The following is a 20,017-nucleotide window of genomic DNA, read 5'->3' as shown; positions in this document are numbered from 1 at the left end:
CGTCAGGTCCTCTTTTTTTATTTAAATATTATAAAAATTAATATCTTATATGTTAAAAACATCAATCTTATTTATGCACTACCAGTACAGGCAGTGTGGTTTCCCCTAAGAGTTTTTGAGTGACACTACCAAGAACTAATTTACGAATACCTGTTCGGCCATGTGAACCAATTACAATTAAATCGACCGCATGCTCTTCAGATGCTTTAATAATCTCTTTATGAACATCTTGGCCTTCAATGATGACAGTATTCGCATCAATTCCAAATGTTAAGAATTTTTGTTTTGCTTCATCGACAATGGTTTTAATAATTTCCCGAGTTTGTTTTAGCGCGTCGTTTTCCACTTGATGTGCCGAATTAATATATTCAATGTTGATGAATGGATCAATTGTTAAGACATAGATCACAGTCACTGTGCTTTGATAGGTGGTTGCAAGCTTGGCGGCATGCTGAATTGCAGTTAAAGATGTGGGTGATCCATCAACGGGCACCATGATATGTTGATATCCCATTCTTATATACTCCCTTGTATTTATTGATAAGATTTATTGCATCCAAACAGTATTCTATTTAATTTATAAAAAATAGAGGCGACTTAATTATCTTTAGTATGAGTTGCTTTCATAAATTAGCACAAAATAATCTTAAAGATTCAACTTTAGAATTCATGCATAATCAAATTTTTAATTGTTTTATATAAGATATGTGCTTATGGTGATTTTCCGTCAAGTTCAGCCACAAAAAGCGTCATCGATTGAGCTATATCGACAGATATTGGCTGTGGTTGCATTAGTGCCTGAAGGTTATGTGGCCACTTATGGGCAGATCGCCAAACTTGCTGGATTACCTAAACATGCTCGATTGGTTGGAGCTGTTTTAAAACAGATGAGTGAGACGTCAGATTTGCCTTGGCACCGGATTATTAATGCACAGGGACGAATCAGTACTGGGCAAATCAATGATGCTGGTCAAAATATTCAAGAACTCAAACTCATACAAGAAGGTATCATCATAAAAGATGGACGAATTGATTTGAAGAAGTACCAGTGGATGACTGACACATCTCAAATTTAGGCAAACTAGAATTGAGATGAATAGAGCACAATAAAAAGCCCCAGCGAACTGAGGCTTAAGTCATCGAGTGAAATTATAAGTATTCCACACTTACGATTTCATATTCGACTTCACCCTGAGGCGTCGTGATTTTGGCTTCGTCACCTTCGCTTTTACCCAGTAGGCCACGTGCAATTGGCGAATTCACAGAGATTTTATTGATTTTAAAATCAGCTTCATCATCACCCACGATCTTATAGGTTTTGCGCTCTTCGGTATCAAGATTTTCAATGGTCACAGTCACACCAAAAACCACTCGGCCATTGTGTTCAAGCTCTTTAATATCGATCACTTGAGCTGCGCCTAATTTACCTTCGATATCCTGAATGCGTCCTTCACAGAAACCCTGTTGTTCACGTGCAGCGTGATACTCGGCATTTTCTTTTAAATCACCGTGTTCACGCGCTTCTGCAATCGCTTGTGTAATACGTGGACGTTCAACACTCTTCAGATGTTGTAATTCTTTCTCTAGAGCAGATTTGCCCTCGGGAGTCATTGGATAACGTTGCATTTTAGTCCCTCTTAATAAAATGGGAAAACCGCATTTTTAAAAAATAAAAAAGCCCGCCACCGATAAGGTGGCGGGACTTATCGGTAACGAATTAACCTACTGTTTGTAAATCTTGCAAACGGTAAACATCCATTGGCAATTTCACAGCAAAAGCTTGGCAAACGGCTTCTGCACCGTTGATGGTCGTGGTGTAATACACTTTACCCTGTAGGGCAGCACGACGAATCATGGCAGAATCATATTGCGCTTGTTTGCCTTCTGTTGTGTTGACAATAAGATGAATTTCACCATTTTTCAAGCGATCCACAATATGTGGACGACCTTCGGTGACTTTATTTACTGCTTCACACTCCAGACCTGCTTCACGGAGGACTTTATGTGTGCCATTTGTTGCAACAAGTTTAAAGCCATACGCGATTAACTGCTTAGCAATATCAGCAATGTATTTCTTGTCAGATTCACGTACAGACAAGAATGCATACTTCACTTCACCATCAGTTGGCAAACCAGGCAGACGTTCGTTTGAGCCAAGTACGGCTTTGTAGAATGCTTCACCAAAGGTTTGACCCACACCCATCACTTCACCTGTCGATTTCATCTCTGGGCCAAGCATTGGATCTACGCCAGGGAATTTGGCGAATGGGAAGACTGCTTCTTTTACAGCAAAACGTGTCGGGATAATCTCTTTGGTAAATCCTTGAGACGCTAGTGATTGACCCGCCATACAACGTGCTGCAACTTTCGCCAGTGATTCACCAATACATTTCGATACGAATGGTACGGTACGTGAAGCACGTGGATTTACTTCAAGAACATAGATGTCGTTACCTTTTACAGCAAATTGTACGTTCATCAAGCCAATAACGCCGAGCTCTTTTGCCATTGCAACGGTTTGACGACGCATCTCATCCTGAACTTCTTGAGAAAGCGAGTAAGGCGGGATTGAGCAAGCTGAGTCACCAGAGTGAATACCAGCCTGTTCGATGTGCTGCATGATACCGCCAATCACCACGTCTTTACCGTCAGAGACACAGTCTACATCGACTTCAGTTGCATCGTCCAAGAAACGGTCGAGCAGGACAGGCGCTTCATTCGACGCTTGTACCGCTTCACGAAGATAACGTTTCAGCTCTTCTTCGTTATACACGATTTCCATTGCACGACCACCTAAGACATAAGATGGACGAACAACCAATGGATATCCCACTTTCGCTGCTTCTGAAATGCCTTCTTCAGCCGATTTTACAATACTGTTGTTCGGTTGGCGAAGTTGTAGACGTTGAATCATTTGCTGGAAACGTTCACGGTCTTCAGCACGGTCAATTGCATCTGGTGAGGTACCAATAATTGGTGTGCCTGCTTCTTCAAGCGCACGTGCCAATTTAAGTGGTGTCTGACCACCGTACTGTACGATCACGCCTTTTGGCTTTTCGGTACGCACAATCTCAAGTACATCTTCAAGCGTAACGGGCTCAAAGTACAAACGATCTGAAGTGTCGTAGTCTGTTGAAACTGTTTCTGGGTTACAGTTCACCATAATGGTTTCGTAACCGTCATCACGCATTGCAAGCGCTGCGTGTACACAACAGTAGTCAAACTCGATCCCTTGACCAATACGGTTTGGACCACCGCCAATAACCATGATCTTGTCACGGTTCGATGGATTCGCTTCGCATTCTTCATCATAAGTTGAGTACATGTAGGCAGTGCCTGACTCAAACTCTGCTGCACAGGTATCCACACGCTTGTAAACCGGATAAACACCCAAATTCCAACGTTGCTTACGGAATTGCTTTTGTGAAATACCCATCAAGTTGGCAATACGTAGGTCAGATAAACCTTTACGTTTGAACGAACGGATGTTGTCAGCGTTTAAATCACCAAAACCTAGCGTCTTCACTTGCGCTTCAGTTTTGATAATGTCCTCAATTTGAATCAAGAACCAACGGTCGATTTTGGTCGCTTCAAATACGTCATCTAAAGAAAAACCATGACGGAATGCGTCAGCCACGTACCAGATACGCTCCGGACCAGGCACTTTAAGTTCTTTTAAGATAATCTCTTTGGCATTGGTGGTACCGGCTTCAACTTTTTCATCAAAGCCACAAACACCCACTTCCAAACCACGCAAGGCTTTTTGTACAGACTCTTGGAAATTACGTCCAATCGCCATTACTTCACCCACAGATTTCATCTGTGTGGTTAACACAGGCTCTGCTTGCGGGAATTTTTCGAAGTTAAAGCGAGGAATCTTGGTTACTACATAGTCGATTGCAGGTTCAAATGATGCTGGTGTTACGCCACCGGTGATGTCATTTTTTAATTCATCAAGGGTGTAGCCTACCGCAAGCTTCGCCGCGATTTTCGCAATCGGGAAGCCTGTCGCTTTTGAAGCAAGAGCAGATGAACGCGATACACGTGGGTTCATCTCGATCACAACCATACGGCCGTCTTTCGGATTGATACCAAACTGTACGTTTGAACCACCTGTTTCAACACCAATTTCACGAAGAACTGCAATCGATGCATTACGCATGATTTGATATTCTTTGTCGGTTAGTGTTTGTGCAGGTGCAACAGTGATCGAGTCACCTGTATGCACGCCCATTGGGTCAAAGTTTTCGATTGCACAGACGATAATACAGTTGTCGTTTTTATCACGAACAACTTCCATCTCGTACTCTTTCCAGCCAATCAGTGATTCATCGATCAATAATTGTTTAGTCGGAGAAAGATCGAAACCACGCTCACAGATCTCAATAAATTCTTCTTTATTGTAAGCAATACCGCCACCAGAACCACCCATGGTGAATGATGGGCGAATGATGACCGGGAAGCCGAAACGTGACTGAATTTCCAGTGCATGTTCCATACTTTCTGCAACATCGGCACGAGGACACTCTAAGCCGATTTTACGCATTGCGATGTCAAAAAGTTTACGATCTTCTGCTTTTTCAATTGCGTCTTTAGTGGCACCAATCAGTTCAACATTGAACTTTTCTAGAACACCATTTTCGTCCAAAGCAAGCGCACAGTTCAATGCAGTTTGGCCGCCCATAGTAGGGAGCACAGCATCTGGACGCTCTTTTTCGATAATTTGCGCAACAGTTTGCCAAGTGATTGGTTCAATGTAGGTCGCATCCGCCATTGATGGATCGGTCATGATGGTCGCTGGGTTAGAGTTGACCAAAATAACACGGTAACCTTCTTCACGAAGCGCTTTACATGCTTGTGCACCTGAGTAGTCAAACTCACAGGCTTGTCCAATTACAATTGGACCAGCACCGATAATCAAGATGCTTTTAATATCCGTACGTTTAGGCATTATTCGCTCCTCAATTACTTCTTAGCTGCTTCGATAAGTTCGATGAAATGATCGAACAATGGGGCACAGTCATGTGGACCTGGGCTAGCTTCTGGGTGACCTTGGAAGCTAAATGCGGGTTTGTCTGTACGATGAATACCTTGGTTTGTACCGTCAAACAGTGAGCGGTGAGTCACCTTCACATTTGCAGGTAAAGTACTTTCGTCAACAGCAAAGCCGTGGTTTTGAGAAGTAATCATCACTGTACCTTGTTCAAGGTTTTGTACAGGATGGTTTGCACCATGGTGACCATGATTCATTTTCATGGTTTTTGCACCTGATGCCAGCGCTAAAATCTGGTGACCCAAACAAATACCAAATACTGGTAAGTTGGTTGTTTCCACAATTGTTTTAACTGCTTCGATTGCATAGTCACATGCCGCTGGATCGCCAGGACCATTCGACAGGAAAACGCCATCTGGATTCATTGCCAAAACTTTCTCGGCAGGTGTTTGAGCAGGAACAACTGTAAGTTTACAACCGCGGTCTGCAAGCATACGCAAGATGTTGGTTTTGACACCGTAATCGTATGCAACGACATGATATTTAAGTTCAGGTTGAGTAAAACCGTGTCCAAGCGTCCATGAACCTTCCGTCCATTCAAAGCCTTCAGGATCACAGCACTCTTTTGCCAAATCGAGGCCATTTAGACCACCAAAGGCACGTGCTTTTTCGAGCGCTTGTTCTTCTGTAATATTGTCGCCCGCAAGGATACAGCCGTTTTGCGCACCTTTTTCACGTAAAATACGTGTCAGTTTACGCGTATCAATGTCGGCAATTGCCACAACATTGTGCTGTTTTAAGTAGTCGCCTAAAGATTGTTCAGAACGGAAATTACTGTGAAGCAAAGGCAGATCACGAATAATCAAACCATTTGCCCACACTTTATGGATGCGACCCGATTCGGCGTCTTCGTCATTGCATCCAGTATTTCCAATGTGAGGATAAGTTAATGTCACAACTTGTTGTGCATAACTTGGATCGGTCAGAATTTCTTGATAACCAGTCATGGCAGTATTAAAAACGACTTCACCAGTCGTTGAACCCGTAGCACCGATAGACGTACCTTTAAAGATCGTTCCATCAGCAAGGGCTAAAATGGCGGGGGTGCTCAAACCAAAGCTCCTGAACTAAAACCACAAAAATTAGGGCTGTAAAAAAGCGAGTAGACGTAAAAAAAGGTAGGCTGCCTTCAAAAACATGCCCTCCTTTCAGTCTACTCGCTTATAACTTAACAGCGCATTATACGCATCGATTAGACCAAAGTCTACGTTTTTATTTGAAAAATTCTGAATTAAAACAATTCATTGTTTTTACTGAATTTTGATATCGAAATTTGAAAAAAACACTGAAATTCAAGATTGTCGAACAATTTTTATCAGTTTTCTCAACATTAGGCTTACTATGTAATATGCGGTGACCAAATCGATACTATTACGTGAATCAGAGGTGTATTCATGACAACAAAAAAATCATTAAAACAAGCGGTCCAAGCGCATCAACAGCAAGTTGATCAACTGTGTAGTGACACCACAGCACAGGTACAAGAAGTGCTGAACGAAACGCAGGAAAAAATTGAAACTGAAGCCAAAGAATTAAACCAGACCATCCAAACCCAGTATCAACAAATTAAAGCCGATGTGCTTGGCCGCTTAGATGTGATCAAATCGCAACTCACACATTCACAAGGCGATTTGTCTGAGGCAGTTGAAGTACTTAAAAAAGAGTTATTGCAACTCAGTGATGATTTAAGCAAATTGGGTAAAGAAATTAAAGATGATCTGACCCATGTGACTTCAAAACACAAGGAAACGCTGACTGAAGTGCTTAAGCGTTCTAAAGATCAGGCGCTTGAAGCATGGCATAAAGTCAAAGAGAGTGCTTAGTATTGAGCAAAAGACAAAAATGCGAGATCTAGTATCTCGCATTTTTTTTTAAAACTGATGTAGCCAATCCCGTTTATTATGAAAATCGGGTTGTGGACTACTGTGTTGCATGGCATAGAACTGTGTTCCTTGAGAGGTATTGAGTACAGCACTTAACCCCACATAGAGATCTGTCCATTTCACTTGGTGCTGACGCATAAATTTACCAAGATCGAGGCTTGTATTTAGACCGTAATGCGTGCGCTCTAGCTTGATGAGTTCGATATCATGCGCGGCAACAGGAGGCATCTGCTCTGGATAGCGATACTCTTCAAACTCATATACTTGCCAGGCCTGTGAAGGGGAGAGATTAACCTCACGGTACGCATCTTGATGTTTAATGCCAATAAAGACTTCAAAGCAAGTTGAATTCCATAAATAATCTTGACGAGGATGCGCTGAGACACGTTTGGGCCATTCAATCAGCTGGTTGGGATCACGTACCCAGAATCCGATATTTAAAACAGATGGATGTTGTTGCTCAATCGCACCGACCAGTGAAATGACTTCAAACCGATCAAATGCATTTAACTCATAACTCGCCATACATCAAATCAACTATTTGTTGCCCAAATGCGCATGACGCACAAGATTTGAAAGATTTGGATTTTGTTTTGCAGCTTTTTTATACAAAAGTGCAATCTTGCCAATTTTCTGTACCACTTCAGCTTGAGTCTCTGCAATTAAAGCATCAATCACTTGTGCACGCGCGTCGCGGTCTTCACCTGCAATTTTGATTTTAATCAATTCGTGATCATTCAGTGCGCGGTTGGTTTCTTCGATAACACCTTCCGTCAACCCTTGTCCACCGATCATGACCACTGGATTGAGCGCATGCCCGATTTGACGTAAGCGTTTACGTTCTTGGATAGATAAAGCTGCCATTGAAACTACCTAGGATTAAAAGCGCCTAAGTATAGCAAAGTTGAAGGTCAAACGCGCGCACTATTGTTGAAATATTCGATCATGATCATAGGAAAAAATCTACCAAAAGTGGGGCTTTCTGATACACAACCATACTGCATCAATGCCGTTTTTGACGTACAATAGAGGTCAAGAAGTTTTTTAATATTTAGTAAGTTATGGCGACACGCATTACCAACCAGAAGTTATCTAAAAGTAGTCGTGCGTGGATGAGAGAGCATCTTGATGATCCTTTTGTAAAAAAGGCTCAAAAAGAAGGCTACCGTGCACGTGCTGCATATAAACTTTTAGAAATTCAGGAGAAATACAAACTGATCAGACCCGGAATGACAGTCGTCGATTTGGGTGCTGCGCCTGGAAGTTGGTCGCAAATTGCAGGCAAGCTTGTAGGTAGTAAAGGTTTAGTGATAGCTTCTGATATCTTGGCAATGGACGCTCTGCCGGACGTGACTTTCTTGCAAGGTGACTTTCGCGAAGAGGAAGTGTTCGAAAAATTGTTAAATATTTTAAATGGGCGTACTGTAGACATTGTAATTTCAGATATGGCCCCCAATACATCAGGTAATAGGGCAGTAGATCAGCCTCGTCAGATTTACTTATGTGAACTGGCGCTCGATTTTGCCCAGAAAGTACTTGGTCCAGATGGTCAGTTTGTGGTAAAGGTTTTCCAAGGATCAGGTTTTGATGAGTTTCGTAAGCAGGTAGTTGAGAGTTTCGATATTCTTAAAACTGCAAAACCTGCTGCCTCTCGTGCTCGATCAAAGGAAGTATTCTTAATCGGTCAAGGGCGTAAAAAGGCCTTGAAATAAAGTTTACTTGCCAAGCCGTTAAAAATTGTGCATTTTGTACAATTTGAACTGTTGCAAGCGCGAGACTTGCTGTGAACTAGGGTCAACCCAGTGATATGGGCATGATCAAATTAGATTGATAATGGGAATAAAGCTTTGAGCGATCTCTTCAAGAATGCCGTATTGTGGCTAATAATACTTGGTGTTCTGATCTTGATTTTCAGTAACATCAGTGACCGTAATAAGCCATCTGCAATGAATTATTCGGAATTTGTTGCGGCGGTGAATGCTGGTCAAATTAAGCAAGTCACTATTGATGGTTTGAATATTAGTGGTGAGAAAACCAATGGCTCTCACTTTGAGACAGTACGTCCGCAAGTTGAAGACACACAGCTTTTACCTAGCCTAAACAAGAACAATGTGGTGGTTGAAGGTACAGCTCCTCAACGTCAAGGCTTGTTGATGCAACTTCTCATTGCTAGTTTCCCTGTGCTTTTAATCATTCTGTTATTCATGTTCTTTATGCGCAACATGGGTGGCGGTGCAGGTGGTAAAAACGGGCCAATGAGTTTTGGAAAGTCGAAGGCAAAAATGCTTTCGGAAGATCAAATCAAAGTAACATTTAAAGATGTTGCAGGTTGTGACGAAGCAAAACAAGAAGTTGTAGAGATCGTAGATTTTTTAAAAGATCCGGCGAAATTCAAACGTTTAGGGGCAACAATCCCGCGTGGCGTTTTGATGGTTGGACCTCCAGGAACGGGTAAAACCCTTTTGGCGAAAGCCATTGCAGGTGAAGCAAAAGTCCCATTCTTCAGCATTTCAGGTTCTGATTTTGTGGAAATGTTTGTGGGTGTTGGTGCTTCACGTGTACGTGATATGTTTGAACAAGCTAAGCGTCATGCGCCATGTATTATCTTCATTGATGAGATCGATGCAGTTGGTCGTCACCGTGGTTCAGGTACCGGTGGTGGTCATGACGAGCGTGAACAGACATTAAACCAGATGCTGGTTGAGATGGACGGCTTTGAAGGTAATGAAGGCGTGATTGTGATTGCAGCGACCAACCGTGTCGATGTACTCGATAAAGCCTTGTTGCGTCCAGGCCGTTTTGACCGTCAAGTGATGGTAGGATTACCTGACATTAATGGTCGTGAGCAGATTTTAAATGTTCACCTCAGAAAATTACCGTCAGTGACTGGTGTAGACGTTAAGGTATTGGCACGCGGTACACCGGGATTCTCTGGTGCACAGCTGGCTAACCTGGTTAACGAAGCGGCTTTATTTGCTGCACGTCGTAACAAAAACACGGTCGATATGCATGACTTTGAAGATGCCAAAGACAAGATCTATATGGGTCCTGAGCGTAAATCGATGATTCTTCGTGAAGAAGAGCGTCGTGCAACGGCATATCATGAGTCGGGCCATGCCATTGTTGCAGAAGCTTTGCCGGGTACCGATCCAGTACATAAAGTGACCATTATGCCACGTGGTTGGGCGCTAGGTGTAACTTGGCAGTTGCCTGAGCAGGATCAGATTAGTCACTACAAAGATAAAATGTTGAAAGAAATTTCGATTTTATTTGGTGGTCGTATTGCTGAAGAAATTTTCATCAATCAGCAATCCACTGGTGCATCAAACGACTTTGAACGTGCAACTAAAATGGCACGTGCGATGGTCACCAAATACGGTATGTCAGATCGACTAGGCGTGATGGTTTATGAAGACGACAATACTCAAGGTTTCTTTGGAAATGTGGGTAGCCGTACAATTTCTGAAGCAACCCAACAACAGGTTGATGAAGAAGTTCGTCGTATTCTAGATGAGCAGTATAAAGTGGCATGGGATATTCTTGAAAACAACAAGGATAAAGCGCATACCATGGTGAAAGCCTTGATGGAGTGGGAAACCATTGATCGTGATCAAGTGCTGGATATTATGGAAGGTCGTGAGCCCCGTCCACCAAAGGTTTATGTTGCTGAAAATCCAGTTGTTGATTTGGATCCACCAAGTAATGGACCATCTACACCTCCGCCATTGCCATCAATGAGCTAAGTGTGAAATCAAGAAAGAGTCGCCTAGAGCGGCTCTTTTTTTATTTAAAACAAAATGGAAATTATCTTTAAAGTGATGAGGTTGTTAAAATGATGGCATTTAAATGTGGAGTCATTGCATGAGATTGATGCCCTTACCGCAGAAAGTCATTTCCTGTGGATCATTGGAGTTGGATTTATCCTGTCCCCATGTTATGGGTATTTTAAATGTCACACCAGATTCATTTAGTGATGGAGGGAAACATAACTCCAAGGTAGCCGCAATAGTGCATGCACAGCAGATGATTGCAGATGGTGCGAGTATTATTGATATTGGAGGAGAATCCACTCGTCCGGGTGCATCGATAGTGGAGGTTGAAGAAGAGATACAGCGTGTAGTACCTGTGGTTGAAGCTTTGGCACAAGAGAATGTCATCATTTCTATCGATACCAGTCAGCCTCGTGTGATAGAAGCCGCTGTGGCAGCAGGTGCACATATCTGGAATGATGTGCGTGCACTTACTCGCCCAGGCGCCCTTGAGATGGCTGCGAGATTGAATATTCCTTTGATTATCATGCATATGCGTGGTGAACCGACCACAATGAATCAGCTAGATCAGTACGACAATGTTATAGAAGATGTGATTGATGAGCTTCAGCAGCGCATTCAAGCTGCGTTATCAGCTGGTATTCGGCAGGAACATATTATTGTCGATCCTGGATTCGGTTTTGCAAAAAATGCCCAGCAGAATTTGACTTTGCTCAATGCGCTGTGGCGATTTACAGATTTAGGGTACCCAGTATTATCGGGTTTGTCGCGCAAACGATTTGTTGGAGAGGTCTTGCAAGGCGCAAGCGCAGATCAGCGAATGGTGGGGAGTGTAACTGGGCATTTACTGAGTCTTCAGCAAGGGGCCTCCATTGTTCGTGTTCATGATGTAAAAGCCACCGTGGATGCGGTACGTATGTGGCAGGCGATGTTGGCTGCATCGTGAATATTGCCTTTAAAGAAGGTCGCCTTTTTGTATCAGGTATGATATAAGCAGCACGTTTTTTATTGAAAAGATGTGCTGATGTTTAACGATTTACTTCTCCCTATGTTTGATGACGGCTACTATCCAGAAGTGTTAGTTGCAGAAGTTAAGCAGTATATTGTTGAATTTGCTAAAAAGATTCAGAAAATTGAGCAATCTGATTCTGAAATTTATCGCTTGGCAAACTTAACCTTGCTGAAAATCAATGAAATGAAACCAGACTTTGAGGATCTTGACTCGAATTTGGACGATACAGCCACTGATTATATTGCGGAAGCAATGATGATGGCCGTACAAGATGCGGGTTACATGGATATCGATCTTGAGGAATTGGTTGCAAACCGAGAATGGTGATCACCGTTCTCGCCATCTATGTGTAGTCATCGGTGTGATCTACATTTAATAGCGAGCAGACATAAAAAAACCAGCATATTGCTGGATTTTTTTATTACACCATTTTAAAAGACTTAAAATGGTGCCCGGGGCCGGACTCGAACCGGCACGCCTTTGTGGGCGGGGGATTTTAAATCCCCTGTGTCTACCTATTTCACCACCCGGGCATGAGCGCCATCATAGTGTAACCATGCAAATTAGGCAAGGAAATCTTGAATTATATGCAGATTTTTCAAGCAATTATTTTGTTTCAGTCGATTCAAGCTGTTTAATGAGGCGTCCGATATTTTCTGTTGTACGTGTAAGATTCATTGCCCCATTTTTACAAGCTTGTTCAATATTACTGGCACCATCGAGAATACCGAAAATCGCAGTAATACCATCTTCATACAGCATTTCGATACCTTGGCCGATATAGCCTGCACATACAAATACAGGCTTGTTAAACGTTTTAGCTAAACGCGCCACTCCAATCGGTGTTTTTCCAAACTGCGTCTGTATATCGATTCCGCCTTCGCCAGTAAAAATGTAATCTGCTGCCTGAATTTTCTGTGCCAATTGAATAGATTCAATGACTGTTTCAACACCAGACTGAATTTTTGCCGTGGTAAACGCCATTAGGCCTGCGGCCAGTCCTCCTGCGGCGCCAGCACCCTTTACATGATGTAAAGAGATACCTAAAGTCTGCTGAATAATATCGGCAAAATGACAAAGATTGGCCTCAAGCTGAATGAGCATATCCGGTGTGGCACCCTTTTGCGGCCCAAAAATATAGGTTGCGCCGTGTGGGCCAATTAATGGATTATTCACGTCGGTGGCAATTACGATCTCAACATCAGCCAAGCGTGGGTCGAGTTGAGTGATATCAATTGATGCAATCTGATTCAGTTGCCCGCCACCCAATTCAATCTCTTGATCGAATTGATCTAAAAATCGTACACCTAAAGCCCTTGCCATTCCCATGCCAGCATCATTGGTAACACTACCGCCAAGCCCGATAATAATTTTCGATACCTGATGATCTAAAGCAGCGCGAATCAGCTCTCCAGTACCATAAGTCGAAGTGAGTAGGGGATTGCGCTGATCGGGTGTGAGTAAGTGAATACCATTGGCCTTTGCCATTTCGATCACTGCGGTACGCCCCTGATCAATCAATCCAAAATAGGTCTGGACTTTATAAAGATGCAAAGGACCACTCACTGTGATATATACTTTTTGGCCTTGTTGCGCATCGATGATGGTATCTACTGTACCCTCACCACCGTCTGCCATAGGGCATAAATCATACTTGGCATCTGGAAAAATACGTTGTAAACCGTGTTGCATGGCCAAACATGCTTCTCTGGCAGTCATACTTTCTTTAAAGGAGTCAGGGGCGAGTACAAATGTTTTTGTTTTCATCATTGAATAATAAAGCGATGCACATTGTTATTGGATTTGTTATGAAGATAACACTCAGATCTTGAGATTTAAATGAGAAAGTCTTGGCTTGAATAAAGAAAATATAAAAACATAAATTTCAGGCATAAAAAAACCAGCGTATTGCTGGATTCTTTATTGCACCATTTCAAAAGATTTAAAATGGTGCCCGGGGCCGGACTCGAACCGGCACGCCTTTGTGGGCGGGGGATTTTAAATCCCCTGTGTCTACCTATTTCACCACCCGGGCTTTACCAAATGTGGAGGCGGAGGTCGGAATCGAACCGGCGTACACGGAGTTGCAGTCCGCTGCATGACCACTCTGCCACCCCGCCATCATTTGGTGATGCACATATTAGCAAGCTTCAGAAAAAAAACAATACTAAATTCAGCGAATATGCGCAGAAAAACAACATCTAAAATAAAATTACCCAAATTATCATGTATCATTTGCAAAAATTGATTCATATCTAGCTTGGAGATGTGCCGTGGCATTGGTTTTAGATGGTCGTGCATTAGCAAAGAAAATTGAAGCGGACTTGTTGGTGCGTGTTGAAGCACTGAAAGCAAAAACAGGTCGTACTCCAATTTTGGCAACAATTTTAGTCGGTGATGATGGTGCATCTGCAACCTATGTGCGTATGAAAGGCAATGCATGTCGCCGTGTGGGAATGGATTCATTAAAAATTGAACTTCCACAGACCACGACTACCGAAGAGCTATTGGCAGAAATTGAAAAACTCAATGCCAATCCAGATGTACACGGAATCTTGCTACAACATCCTGTTCCTGCACAGATTGATGAGCGTGCATGTTTCGATGCGATTTCACTCAATAAAGATGTCGATGGTGTGACGTGCTTGGGCTATGGTCGCATGGCAATGGGTGAGGCAGCCTATGGTTCTGCTACTCCAGCCGGAATTATGACAATTTTAAAAGAACACAATATTGAGCTGACCGGTAAGCATGCTGTTGTCGTAGGGCGTTCGGCAATTTTAGGTAAGCCAATGGCCGCCATGTTGCTTGAAGCGAATGCGACCGTTACGATTTGTCACTCGCGTACACAAAACTTGGCTGAGTTTGTGAAGCAGGCAGATATTATTGTCGGTGCTGTAGGTAAGGCTGAATTGATTCAAAAAGACTGGATCAAACCGGGCGCGGTAGTGGTCGATGCTGGTTTTCATCCGCGTGATGGCGGTGGTGTAGGTGATATTCAGCTTGAGGGTATCGAGACTATCGCTTCGGCTTACACGCCTGTTCCGGGTGGTGTGGGTCCAATGACCATCACTACGCTGATCCGTCAGACTGTTGAAGCTGCCGAAAAAGCACTCGTCTAAATATGAGCGATCATATATCGCGAGCACATGCAGTGCCGCCTGTTTTACTCGAAGCACTGCATGCCATTATTCCAAATGCTGAATTACAGGCACAGCAATTACCCGATACGCCAATTTCCCTCTGGTTGATTCCTCCAGTATTTCCAGTAGATCGGCTCGATGATGAGGTGGTGCGTAGAATCTGGAACGATACACCGTACTGGATTTTTTGTTGGGCTTCGGGTTTGGCGATGGCACAATGGTTGCTGGCAGAGCCTGAACATGTGCGTGACAAGGTGGTACTGGATTTTGGTGCCGGTTCTGGCGTGGTGGCAATTGCTGCAAAACTGGCTGGTGCAAAACGCGTCATTTGCTGTGATATCGATGCGGTTAGTTTGGCGGCCTGCCGTGAAAATGCACGTTTAAACTCGGTGGAACTGGAGTATTTAGAGGACTTATATCAGTCGGAGCAAGTCGATGTGTTGCTGGCGGCCGATGTACTATATGACCAGTGTAATCGTTTTTTTCTGGATGAATTTTTAAAATTCGCACCTCAGGTGTGGGTGGCCGATAGCCGGGTAAAAAACTTTAGCCATTCGCGTTATATGAAAATGGATGAACGAAGTGCAACCACATGGCCAGATCTGGATGAGGCGAAAGAGTTTCGAAATGTGAGTTTTTATAAGACGCTGTGATCACAGCGTCTTTTTTTATGCGACAGATTAAATCAAGAACAGGTATAGCGCACGACTTTAAGCGTACTTGGGCGTGCCTCTAAGGCTTCACGCGTTGCATAGCCTTCACTGTTGTTGAGACTTGGACTGTCGGATAAGCCAAACGACATACGTGAGTTACGAATGGCAATCCCTTGATCTTGCGATCGGTTGGCTGCTGTATTTGGAATTTCATTGATGCTTAAAATCGACAGCGTATAGGTTTTGGTCGTTCCTAATACCGATTGACAGGCACGTTGTAATTTTCTCTGATCTAAATCTTGATTCGCGCGATTTGCAAGCGTATACGAAATCGTTGCCGAATTGGCAGATTTATTTTCGACTTGATAGCCTGTATTGCCGTTATATTGACGTGGTGTGCTTTGACAAGCCGCAAGACTCGCTGCAAGCGCTAAAACACCCAATAAATTATACATTTTCATGAAATTCATCCTTCTCTTATTGTGGTTAGTATCGCATAGTTTTAAGCATAACGTGGTGTCTGAAGCAGGGTGAATCCGCTGGACTTTACATCACTTAAAAAGTGTACACGTTTGGTGGGTTGTGGCGTGTGAAAATCTGGCCGTCTGGCTTTCCAATTTGGATGTTTTTTGTTAACGTTAAAAATAAAAACCACAAAAAGGCGGGGATGATGAACATAGAAAATTCGCTTCCGTTGTACGACATTGCAGTGATAGGTGGTGGCATTAATGGTGTGGGAATTGCCAACGATGCTGCGGGACGCGGTCTGTCGGTCTTTTTGTGTGAGAAAGATGATTTTGCCAGTCATACCTCTTCTGCTAGCAGCAAATTAATTCATGGTGGTCTGCGTTATCTTGAGCACTATGAATTTCGATTGGTACATGAAGCGCTTGCTGAGCGTGAAGTATTGATGCGTAAGGCGCCGCATATTGTGTGGCCTCTACGTTTTGTTATGCCACATCGGCCGCATTTACGCCCTGCATGGCTGATTCGTTCAGGCTTGTTCTTGTATGACTATTTAGGTAAGCGTGAAACATTGGCGGCCTCCAAAAAAATTCATATGAATGCCAGTAGTTCCTTAATTCCGGAAATTTGTTTGGGGTTTGAGTATTCTGATTGTGCTGTAGACGACAGTCGTTTGGTGATCTTAAATGCGATGCAAGCCAGAGAGAATGGGGCAGAGCTGATGACTCGTACCCGCTGTGTCTGTGCCGAGGTTGTGGAGGGGGTATGGGTGCTTTCGTTACAGGGTGCAAAAGGATACTTTCAAATCCGTGCCAAAGCGTTGGTCAATGCAACGGGGCCTTGGGTCGAAGAATTTATTAAAACGCAGCTTGATCAACCCTCACCGTATAAGATCCGGCAGGTACAAGGCAGCCATTTAGTTGTCAAAAGATTGTATGAAGGGGATCATGCTTATATTTTGCAAAATAATGATCGCCGGATTGTGTTTACCATTCCCTATCTGAATGAATTTACATTAATTGGAACAACGGACCAACTTTATACGCAGCATTTGGATCAAGTTGAAATCACCTCCAGTGAGACAGATTATTTACTGGAGGTGGTCAATGCACATTTTAAAAAGCCAATTACGAAAGAAGATATTGTTGAGCATTTTTCGGGTGTACGCCCGCTGTGCGATGATGAATCTGACCAGCCATCTGCCATTACGCGTGATTATACGCTTGCATTACAGATGGTCGCTCCAAATGCACCGCTGTTATCTGTATTTGGCGGCAAGCTGACCACTTACCGTATGCTGGCCGAGTCTGCCATGACACGCCTAAAACCGTATTTTAAGCATATGGCACCTGCTTGGACCAAGACTGAACCTCTGCCAGGTGGAGAGCACTTTAAATCGAAGGTTACGCTTGCAGCAGCTATTCAGTGCCGTGTGAAAGGGATATCACCAACATTGGCTACACGCTGGGCATCGACCTATGGTACGCGTGTTTGGAAACTGCTTGAGGGAGTGGCCAAATTGGAGGATATGGGAGAGCATTTTGCTGATGAGTTGTATCGGGTTGAGGTTGATTATTTGATTCGGGTGGAGTGGGTGCAGACAGTTGATGATCTACTATGGCGCAGAACAAAACTGGGTTATCACGTTGGTAGTACAGAAAAACGTATTCTTGAAGATTACATGATGAACCGTATGGGATACACAACAGGATTGATTGCTTAACTCTATATTCGTACAAATAAACAATCAAATACAATGTGATGCATTGAGCATTGAGTAGAAAATAAAAAAGGCCACAGATGTGACCTTTTTTATCTAAGCTAGATTAGCTCTTTTTTACTGCTTCAAGTAACTGGTTTTGACGTTCTTTCAATGCTTTTGGAAGACGTTCACCAAGTTTATTGAACAATTCAGTGTGGCTTTCAATCTCTGTAATCCACTGATCTTTGCTTTGAGATGTGACAAGATCAAACTCTTCTTTAGAGAAGTCTGTGCCAGTCCAGTTCAAGTCATCGTAATTTGGTACGTAGCCGATAGCAGTTTCAACTGCATTTGCACGGCCTTCAACACGGTCGATCATCCACTCAAGTACACGCATGTTCTGACCAAAGCCAGGCCATACAAAGTTGCCTTCAGCATCACGACGGAACCAATTTACGTTAAAGATTTTTGGTAGCTTGTTACCAGCTGCTTCAGCTTTTTCGCCAACTTCTTGACCAAGTTGTAACCAGTGGTCGAAGTAGTCTGCCATGTTGTAACCTGCAAACGGAAGCATCGCAAACGGATCACGGCGAACGATACCTTGTTGACCGACAGCTGCAGCAGTTGTTTCAGAGCCCATGGTTGCTGCTTTATAAACACCATCTACCCAGTCAAATGCTTCAGAAACCAACGGCACTGTATCCGCACGGCGACCGCCAAAAATGAACGCAGAAATTGGCACGCCCGCTGGATTTTCCCAGTCAGCATCAATAGAAGGACATTGACCAGCAGATACGGTAAAGCGCGCATTTGGATGTGCAGCTTTTTCACCCGCAACGTGTGGCTGGCCTTTCCAGTTCGTTAAGTTAGCTGGAACTTCTTTAGAAAGACCTTCCCACCATACTTGACCGTCTTCTGTAACTGCAACGTTGGTATAGATCACGTCTTTATGCAAGGTTGCCATACAGTTTGGATTTGTTTTGGTATTGGTGCCTGGTGCAACACCAAAGAAACCTGCTTCCGGGTTAATCGCGTACAAACGACCATCTTCGCCTGGTTTAATCCACGCGATATCGTCACCTACGGTTTCGATTTTCCAGCCTTCGTAGCCTGCTGGTGGAATGAGCATAGCGAAGTTGGTTTTACCACATGCAGACGGGAATGCCGCAGCGATATAATGTTTTTCGCCTTGTGGATTCGTCACACCTAAAATTAGCATGTGCTCTGCTAACCAGCCTTGCTCACGGCCCATTGCCGAAGCGATACGAAGCGCAAGACATTTTTTACCTAGAAGTGCGTTACCGCCGTAACCTGAACCAAATGACCAGATTTCACGGGTTTCTGGATAATGCACAATATATTTTTCAGGGTTGCATGGCCATGCAACATCTTTTTGACCTTCTGTAAGTGGCGCACCTACAGTATGAACACATGGAACGTATTGACCGTCAGTGCCTAATACATCGTAAACCGCTTTACCCATACGTGCCATTTTACGCATGCTGACTGCAACATAAGGAGAATCGGTCAATTCAATACCGATCTGCGCAATATGACTGCCTAATGGACCCATTGAAAATGGAACCACATACATGGTGCGGCCTTCCATTGAACCATCAAATAGACCGTTTAGCTTTTCACGCATTACTGCGGGCGCTTCCCAGTTGTTTGTTGCACCAGCATCTTCTTGCTTTTCAGAGCAGATGAACGTGCGATCTTCTACACGAGCAACATCTGATGGGTCAGAATTTGCAAGATAAGAACCTGGGTGTTTTTCTTGGTTGAGCGGTTGCATGGTGCCGTTTGCGATCATCAAGTCGATCAGACGTTGATATTCTTCCTCGCTACCGTCACACCACTCGATTTTTGCAGGCTTGGTCAATTTTGCAATTTCTTCAACCCATGCAATAAGCTTAGGATGACGAACGAATTCAGGTGCGTTCACTTGGGTCATGGTGAGGCCTATTCTAAAATGTGTACAACGTACAATTCCCTTTGGTTGTGGTACAACAAAAGAGACGAAGTCAAAAAAGTGGCGCTATTAAAGCATAAATCACTAAAAAAAATAAGACTAAAGACTATACAGGGGCTTTGGAGAGTATTTTTGTTTAATTTGTTATAAATCAATATTTTAAGTTGTTTTTAGAGTGTGTTTTTGGTATTTATTAAAGAAATAGAGACTATTTATTTATAAAATAAATTTGCATATCATGATTTTATATGGCGGATTTGACTAATATATATTATTGATAAAATAAATGATCACCATTCAAAAATTACATAAAAGCGCTTTTATTTGTGTATTTTGTATTCAAAAATAAAGTATGTCCACTGTT

18 protein-coding genes and 3 tRNA genes are annotated in these 20,017 nt (G+C 43.2%); 9 read left to right on the top strand and 12 right to left on the bottom strand.

Annotation, left to right across the window (positions count from 1 at the left end):
- Positions 1 to 67: 67 nt before the first annotated feature.
- The gene (locus tag KCV09_RS08130) at positions 68 to 514 is read right to left on the bottom strand and encodes a universal stress protein (RefSeq protein ID WP_004939800.1); all 447 of its coding nucleotides are present in this window, start codon (positions 512 to 514) and stop codon (positions 68 to 70) included.
- Between the two features lie 199 nt (positions 515 to 713).
- Between KCV09_RS08130 and KCV09_RS08125 the strand changes: the two genes are divergently transcribed.
- Entirely contained in the window at positions 714 to 1,076 is a 363-nt protein-coding gene (locus tag KCV09_RS08125) for an MGMT family protein (protein ID WP_212515014.1), read from the top strand.
- 73 nt (positions 1,077 to 1,149) lie between these two features.
- Here the strand turns inward: KCV09_RS08125 and greA are convergent, their stop codons facing one another.
- The 3 genes from greA to carA form a co-directional block, all read right to left on the bottom strand.
- Positions 1,150 to 1,626, bottom strand: a complete 477-nt coding sequence (greA, locus tag KCV09_RS08120) for a transcription elongation factor GreA (protein ID WP_004939793.1) — start codon at positions 1,624 to 1,626, stop codon at positions 1,150 to 1,152.
- A gap of 91 nt (positions 1,627 to 1,717) precedes the next feature.
- Positions 1,718 to 4,951: a carbamoyl-phosphate synthase large subunit gene (gene carB / locus KCV09_RS08115; protein WP_004948917.1), complete on the bottom strand. Its 3,234-nt coding sequence runs from the start codon at positions 4,949 to 4,951 to the stop codon at positions 1,718 to 1,720.
- A gap of 14 nt (positions 4,952 to 4,965) precedes the next feature.
- Complete coding sequence (gene carA / locus KCV09_RS08110; RefSeq protein ID WP_004939789.1) at positions 4,966 to 6,105, bottom strand: glutamine-hydrolyzing carbamoyl-phosphate synthase small subunit; 1,140 nt, start codon at positions 6,103 to 6,105, stop codon at positions 4,966 to 4,968.
- A gap of 342 nt (positions 6,106 to 6,447) precedes the next feature.
- Here carA and KCV09_RS08105 point away from each other — a divergent pair, with 342 nt between their 5' ends.
- On the top strand, positions 6,448 to 6,876 hold the full coding sequence (locus KCV09_RS08105; protein ID WP_004939787.1) for a hypothetical protein: 429 nt from the start codon (positions 6,448 to 6,450) through the stop codon (positions 6,874 to 6,876).
- 48 nt (positions 6,877 to 6,924) lie between these two features.
- On the opposite strand, the gene KCV09_RS08100 is transcribed toward KCV09_RS08105, so the two are convergent.
- Both KCV09_RS08100 and yhbY read right to left on the bottom strand, forming a co-directional pair.
- Positions 6,925 to 7,461: a DOMON-like domain-containing protein gene (locus KCV09_RS08100; RefSeq protein WP_004939784.1), complete on the bottom strand. Its 537-nt coding sequence runs from the start codon at positions 7,459 to 7,461 to the stop codon at positions 6,925 to 6,927.
- A 12-nt stretch (positions 7,462 to 7,473) separates the two neighbouring features.
- Positions 7,474 to 7,800, bottom strand: a complete 327-nt coding sequence (gene yhbY / locus KCV09_RS08095; RefSeq protein WP_004939780.1) for a ribosome assembly RNA-binding protein YhbY — start codon at positions 7,798 to 7,800, stop codon at positions 7,474 to 7,476.
- A 197-nt stretch (positions 7,801 to 7,997) separates the two neighbouring features.
- Between yhbY and rlmE the strand changes: the two genes are divergently transcribed.
- From rlmE to KCV09_RS08075, 4 genes are all read left to right on the top strand, one after another.
- Positions 7,998 to 8,648 carry a 23S rRNA (uridine(2552)-2'-O)-methyltransferase RlmE gene (rlmE, locus tag KCV09_RS08090; protein ID WP_004939777.1) on the top strand — a complete coding sequence of 217 codons (651 nt, stop codon included), beginning with the start codon at positions 7,998 to 8,000 and terminating at the stop codon, positions 8,646 to 8,648.
- Between the two features lie 135 nt (positions 8,649 to 8,783).
- Positions 8,784 to 10,679, top strand: a complete 1,896-nt coding sequence (ftsH, locus tag KCV09_RS08085; protein WP_004939774.1) for an ATP-dependent zinc metalloprotease FtsH — start codon at positions 8,784 to 8,786, stop codon at positions 10,677 to 10,679.
- Between the two features lie 118 nt (positions 10,680 to 10,797).
- Complete coding sequence (folP, locus tag KCV09_RS08080; RefSeq protein ID WP_151815287.1) at positions 10,798 to 11,652, top strand: dihydropteroate synthase; 855 nt, start codon at positions 10,798 to 10,800, stop codon at positions 11,650 to 11,652.
- A gap of 78 nt (positions 11,653 to 11,730) precedes the next feature.
- Positions 11,731 to 12,045 carry a DUF5713 family protein gene (locus tag KCV09_RS08075; RefSeq protein ID WP_004939767.1) on the top strand — a complete coding sequence of 105 codons (315 nt, stop codon included), beginning with the start codon at positions 11,731 to 11,733 and terminating at the stop codon, positions 12,043 to 12,045.
- A gap of 119 nt (positions 12,046 to 12,164) precedes the next feature.
- Here KCV09_RS08075 and KCV09_RS08070 read toward each other — a convergent pair.
- From KCV09_RS08070 to KCV09_RS08055, 4 genes are all read right to left on the bottom strand, one after another.
- Positions 12,165 to 12,251, bottom strand: a tRNA-Leu gene (locus tag KCV09_RS08070).
- A 73-nt stretch (positions 12,252 to 12,324) separates the two neighbouring features.
- The gene (locus KCV09_RS08065; RefSeq protein ID WP_151815288.1) at positions 12,325 to 13,488 is read right to left on the bottom strand and encodes a glycerate kinase; all 1,164 of its coding nucleotides are present in this window, start codon (positions 13,486 to 13,488) and stop codon (positions 12,325 to 12,327) included.
- A gap of 178 nt (positions 13,489 to 13,666) precedes the next feature.
- Positions 13,667 to 13,753, bottom strand: a tRNA-Leu gene (locus KCV09_RS08060).
- Positions 13,754 to 13,764: 11 nt separating this feature from the next.
- Positions 13,765 to 13,838 (bottom strand) — tRNA-Cys (locus KCV09_RS08055).
- Between the two features lie 153 nt (positions 13,839 to 13,991).
- Here KCV09_RS08055 and folD point away from each other — a divergent pair.
- Together folD and KCV09_RS08045 are read left to right on the top strand one after the other, a co-directional pair.
- Positions 13,992 to 14,840, top strand: coding sequence for a bifunctional methylenetetrahydrofolate dehydrogenase/methenyltetrahydrofolate cyclohydrolase FolD (gene folD, locus KCV09_RS08050; RefSeq protein ID WP_004939760.1), 849 nt, complete (start codon positions 13,992 to 13,994; stop codon positions 14,838 to 14,840).
- A gap of 2 nt (positions 14,841 to 14,842) precedes the next feature.
- Positions 14,843 to 15,514 (top strand): class I SAM-dependent methyltransferase, encoded by a 672-nt coding sequence (locus tag KCV09_RS08045; protein ID WP_104124235.1) that lies wholly within the window; start codon positions 14,843 to 14,845, stop codon positions 15,512 to 15,514.
- A 32-nt stretch (positions 15,515 to 15,546) separates the two neighbouring features.
- Here the strand turns inward: KCV09_RS08045 and KCV09_RS08040 are convergent, their stop codons facing one another.
- Complete coding sequence (locus KCV09_RS08040) at positions 15,547 to 15,975, bottom strand: hypothetical protein (RefSeq protein ID WP_004939754.1); 429 nt, start codon at positions 15,973 to 15,975, stop codon at positions 15,547 to 15,549.
- Between the two features lie 209 nt (positions 15,976 to 16,184).
- On the opposite strand from KCV09_RS08040, the gene glpD reads away from it, so the two are divergent.
- Positions 16,185 to 17,702, top strand: coding sequence for a glycerol-3-phosphate dehydrogenase (glpD, locus tag KCV09_RS08035; protein WP_212515013.1), 1,518 nt, complete (start codon positions 16,185 to 16,187; stop codon positions 17,700 to 17,702).
- Positions 17,703 to 17,805: 103 nt separating this feature from the next.
- Here the strand turns inward: glpD and KCV09_RS08030 are convergent, their stop codons facing one another.
- Positions 17,806 to 19,635 (bottom strand): phosphoenolpyruvate carboxykinase (GTP), encoded by a 1,830-nt coding sequence (locus KCV09_RS08030; RefSeq protein WP_151815290.1) that lies wholly within the window; start codon positions 19,633 to 19,635, stop codon positions 17,806 to 17,808.
- Positions 19,636 to 20,017 lie beyond the last annotated feature (382 nt).

It is taken from the genome of Acinetobacter soli, from assembly GCF_018139125.1.
In the GTDB taxonomy this organism is placed as follows: Bacteria; Pseudomonadota; Gammaproteobacteria; order Pseudomonadales; family Moraxellaceae; genus Acinetobacter; species Acinetobacter soli.
Note: the sequence above shows the minus strand (reverse complement) of the source record. Positions and strands in the feature narration are given on the sequence as shown.

Bases quoted from the DNA above. Each gene is read 5' to 3' on its own strand.
- KCV09_RS08130 (WP_004939800.1), bottom strand. From the start codon at position 514: ATGGGATATCAACATATCATGGTGCCCGTTGATGGATCACCCACATCT.
- KCV09_RS08125 (WP_212515014.1), top strand. From the start codon at position 714: ATGGTGATTTTCCGTCAAGTTCAGCCACAAAAAGCGTCATCGATTGAG.
- KCV09_RS08065 (WP_151815288.1), bottom strand. From the start codon at position 13,488: ATGATGAAAACAAAAACATTTGTACTCGCCCCTGACTCCTTTAAAGAA.
- KCV09_RS08045 (WP_104124235.1), top strand. From the start codon at position 14,843: ATGAGCGATCATATATCGCGAGCACATGCAGTGCCGCCTGTTTTACTC.
- greA (WP_004939793.1), bottom strand. From the start codon at position 1,626: ATGCAACGTTATCCAATGACTCCCGAGGGCAAATCTGCTCTAGAGAAA.
- KCV09_RS08030 (WP_151815290.1), bottom strand. From the start codon at position 19,635: ATGACCCAAGTGAACGCACCTGAATTCGTTCGTCATCCTAAGCTTATT.
- KCV09_RS08105 (WP_004939787.1), top strand. From the start codon at position 6,448: ATGACAACAAAAAAATCATTAAAACAAGCGGTCCAAGCGCATCAACAG.
- carB (WP_004948917.1), bottom strand. From the start codon at position 4,951: ATGCCTAAACGTACGGATATTAAAAGCATCTTGATTATCGGTGCTGGT.
- glpD (WP_212515013.1), top strand. From the start codon at position 16,185: ATGAACATAGAAAATTCGCTTCCGTTGTACGACATTGCAGTGATAGGT.
- KCV09_RS08075 (WP_004939767.1), top strand. From the start codon at position 11,731: ATGTTTAACGATTTACTTCTCCCTATGTTTGATGACGGCTACTATCCA.
- rlmE (WP_004939777.1), top strand. From the start codon at position 7,998: ATGGCGACACGCATTACCAACCAGAAGTTATCTAAAAGTAGTCGTGCG.
- folP (WP_151815287.1), top strand. From the start codon at position 10,798: ATGAGATTGATGCCCTTACCGCAGAAAGTCATTTCCTGTGGATCATTG.
- KCV09_RS08100 (WP_004939784.1), bottom strand. From the start codon at position 7,461: ATGGCGAGTTATGAGTTAAATGCATTTGATCGGTTTGAAGTCATTTCA.
- yhbY (WP_004939780.1), bottom strand. From the start codon at position 7,800: ATGGCAGCTTTATCTATCCAAGAACGTAAACGCTTACGTCAAATCGGG.
- KCV09_RS08040 (WP_004939754.1), bottom strand. From the start codon at position 15,975: ATGAAAATGTATAATTTATTGGGTGTTTTAGCGCTTGCAGCGAGTCTT.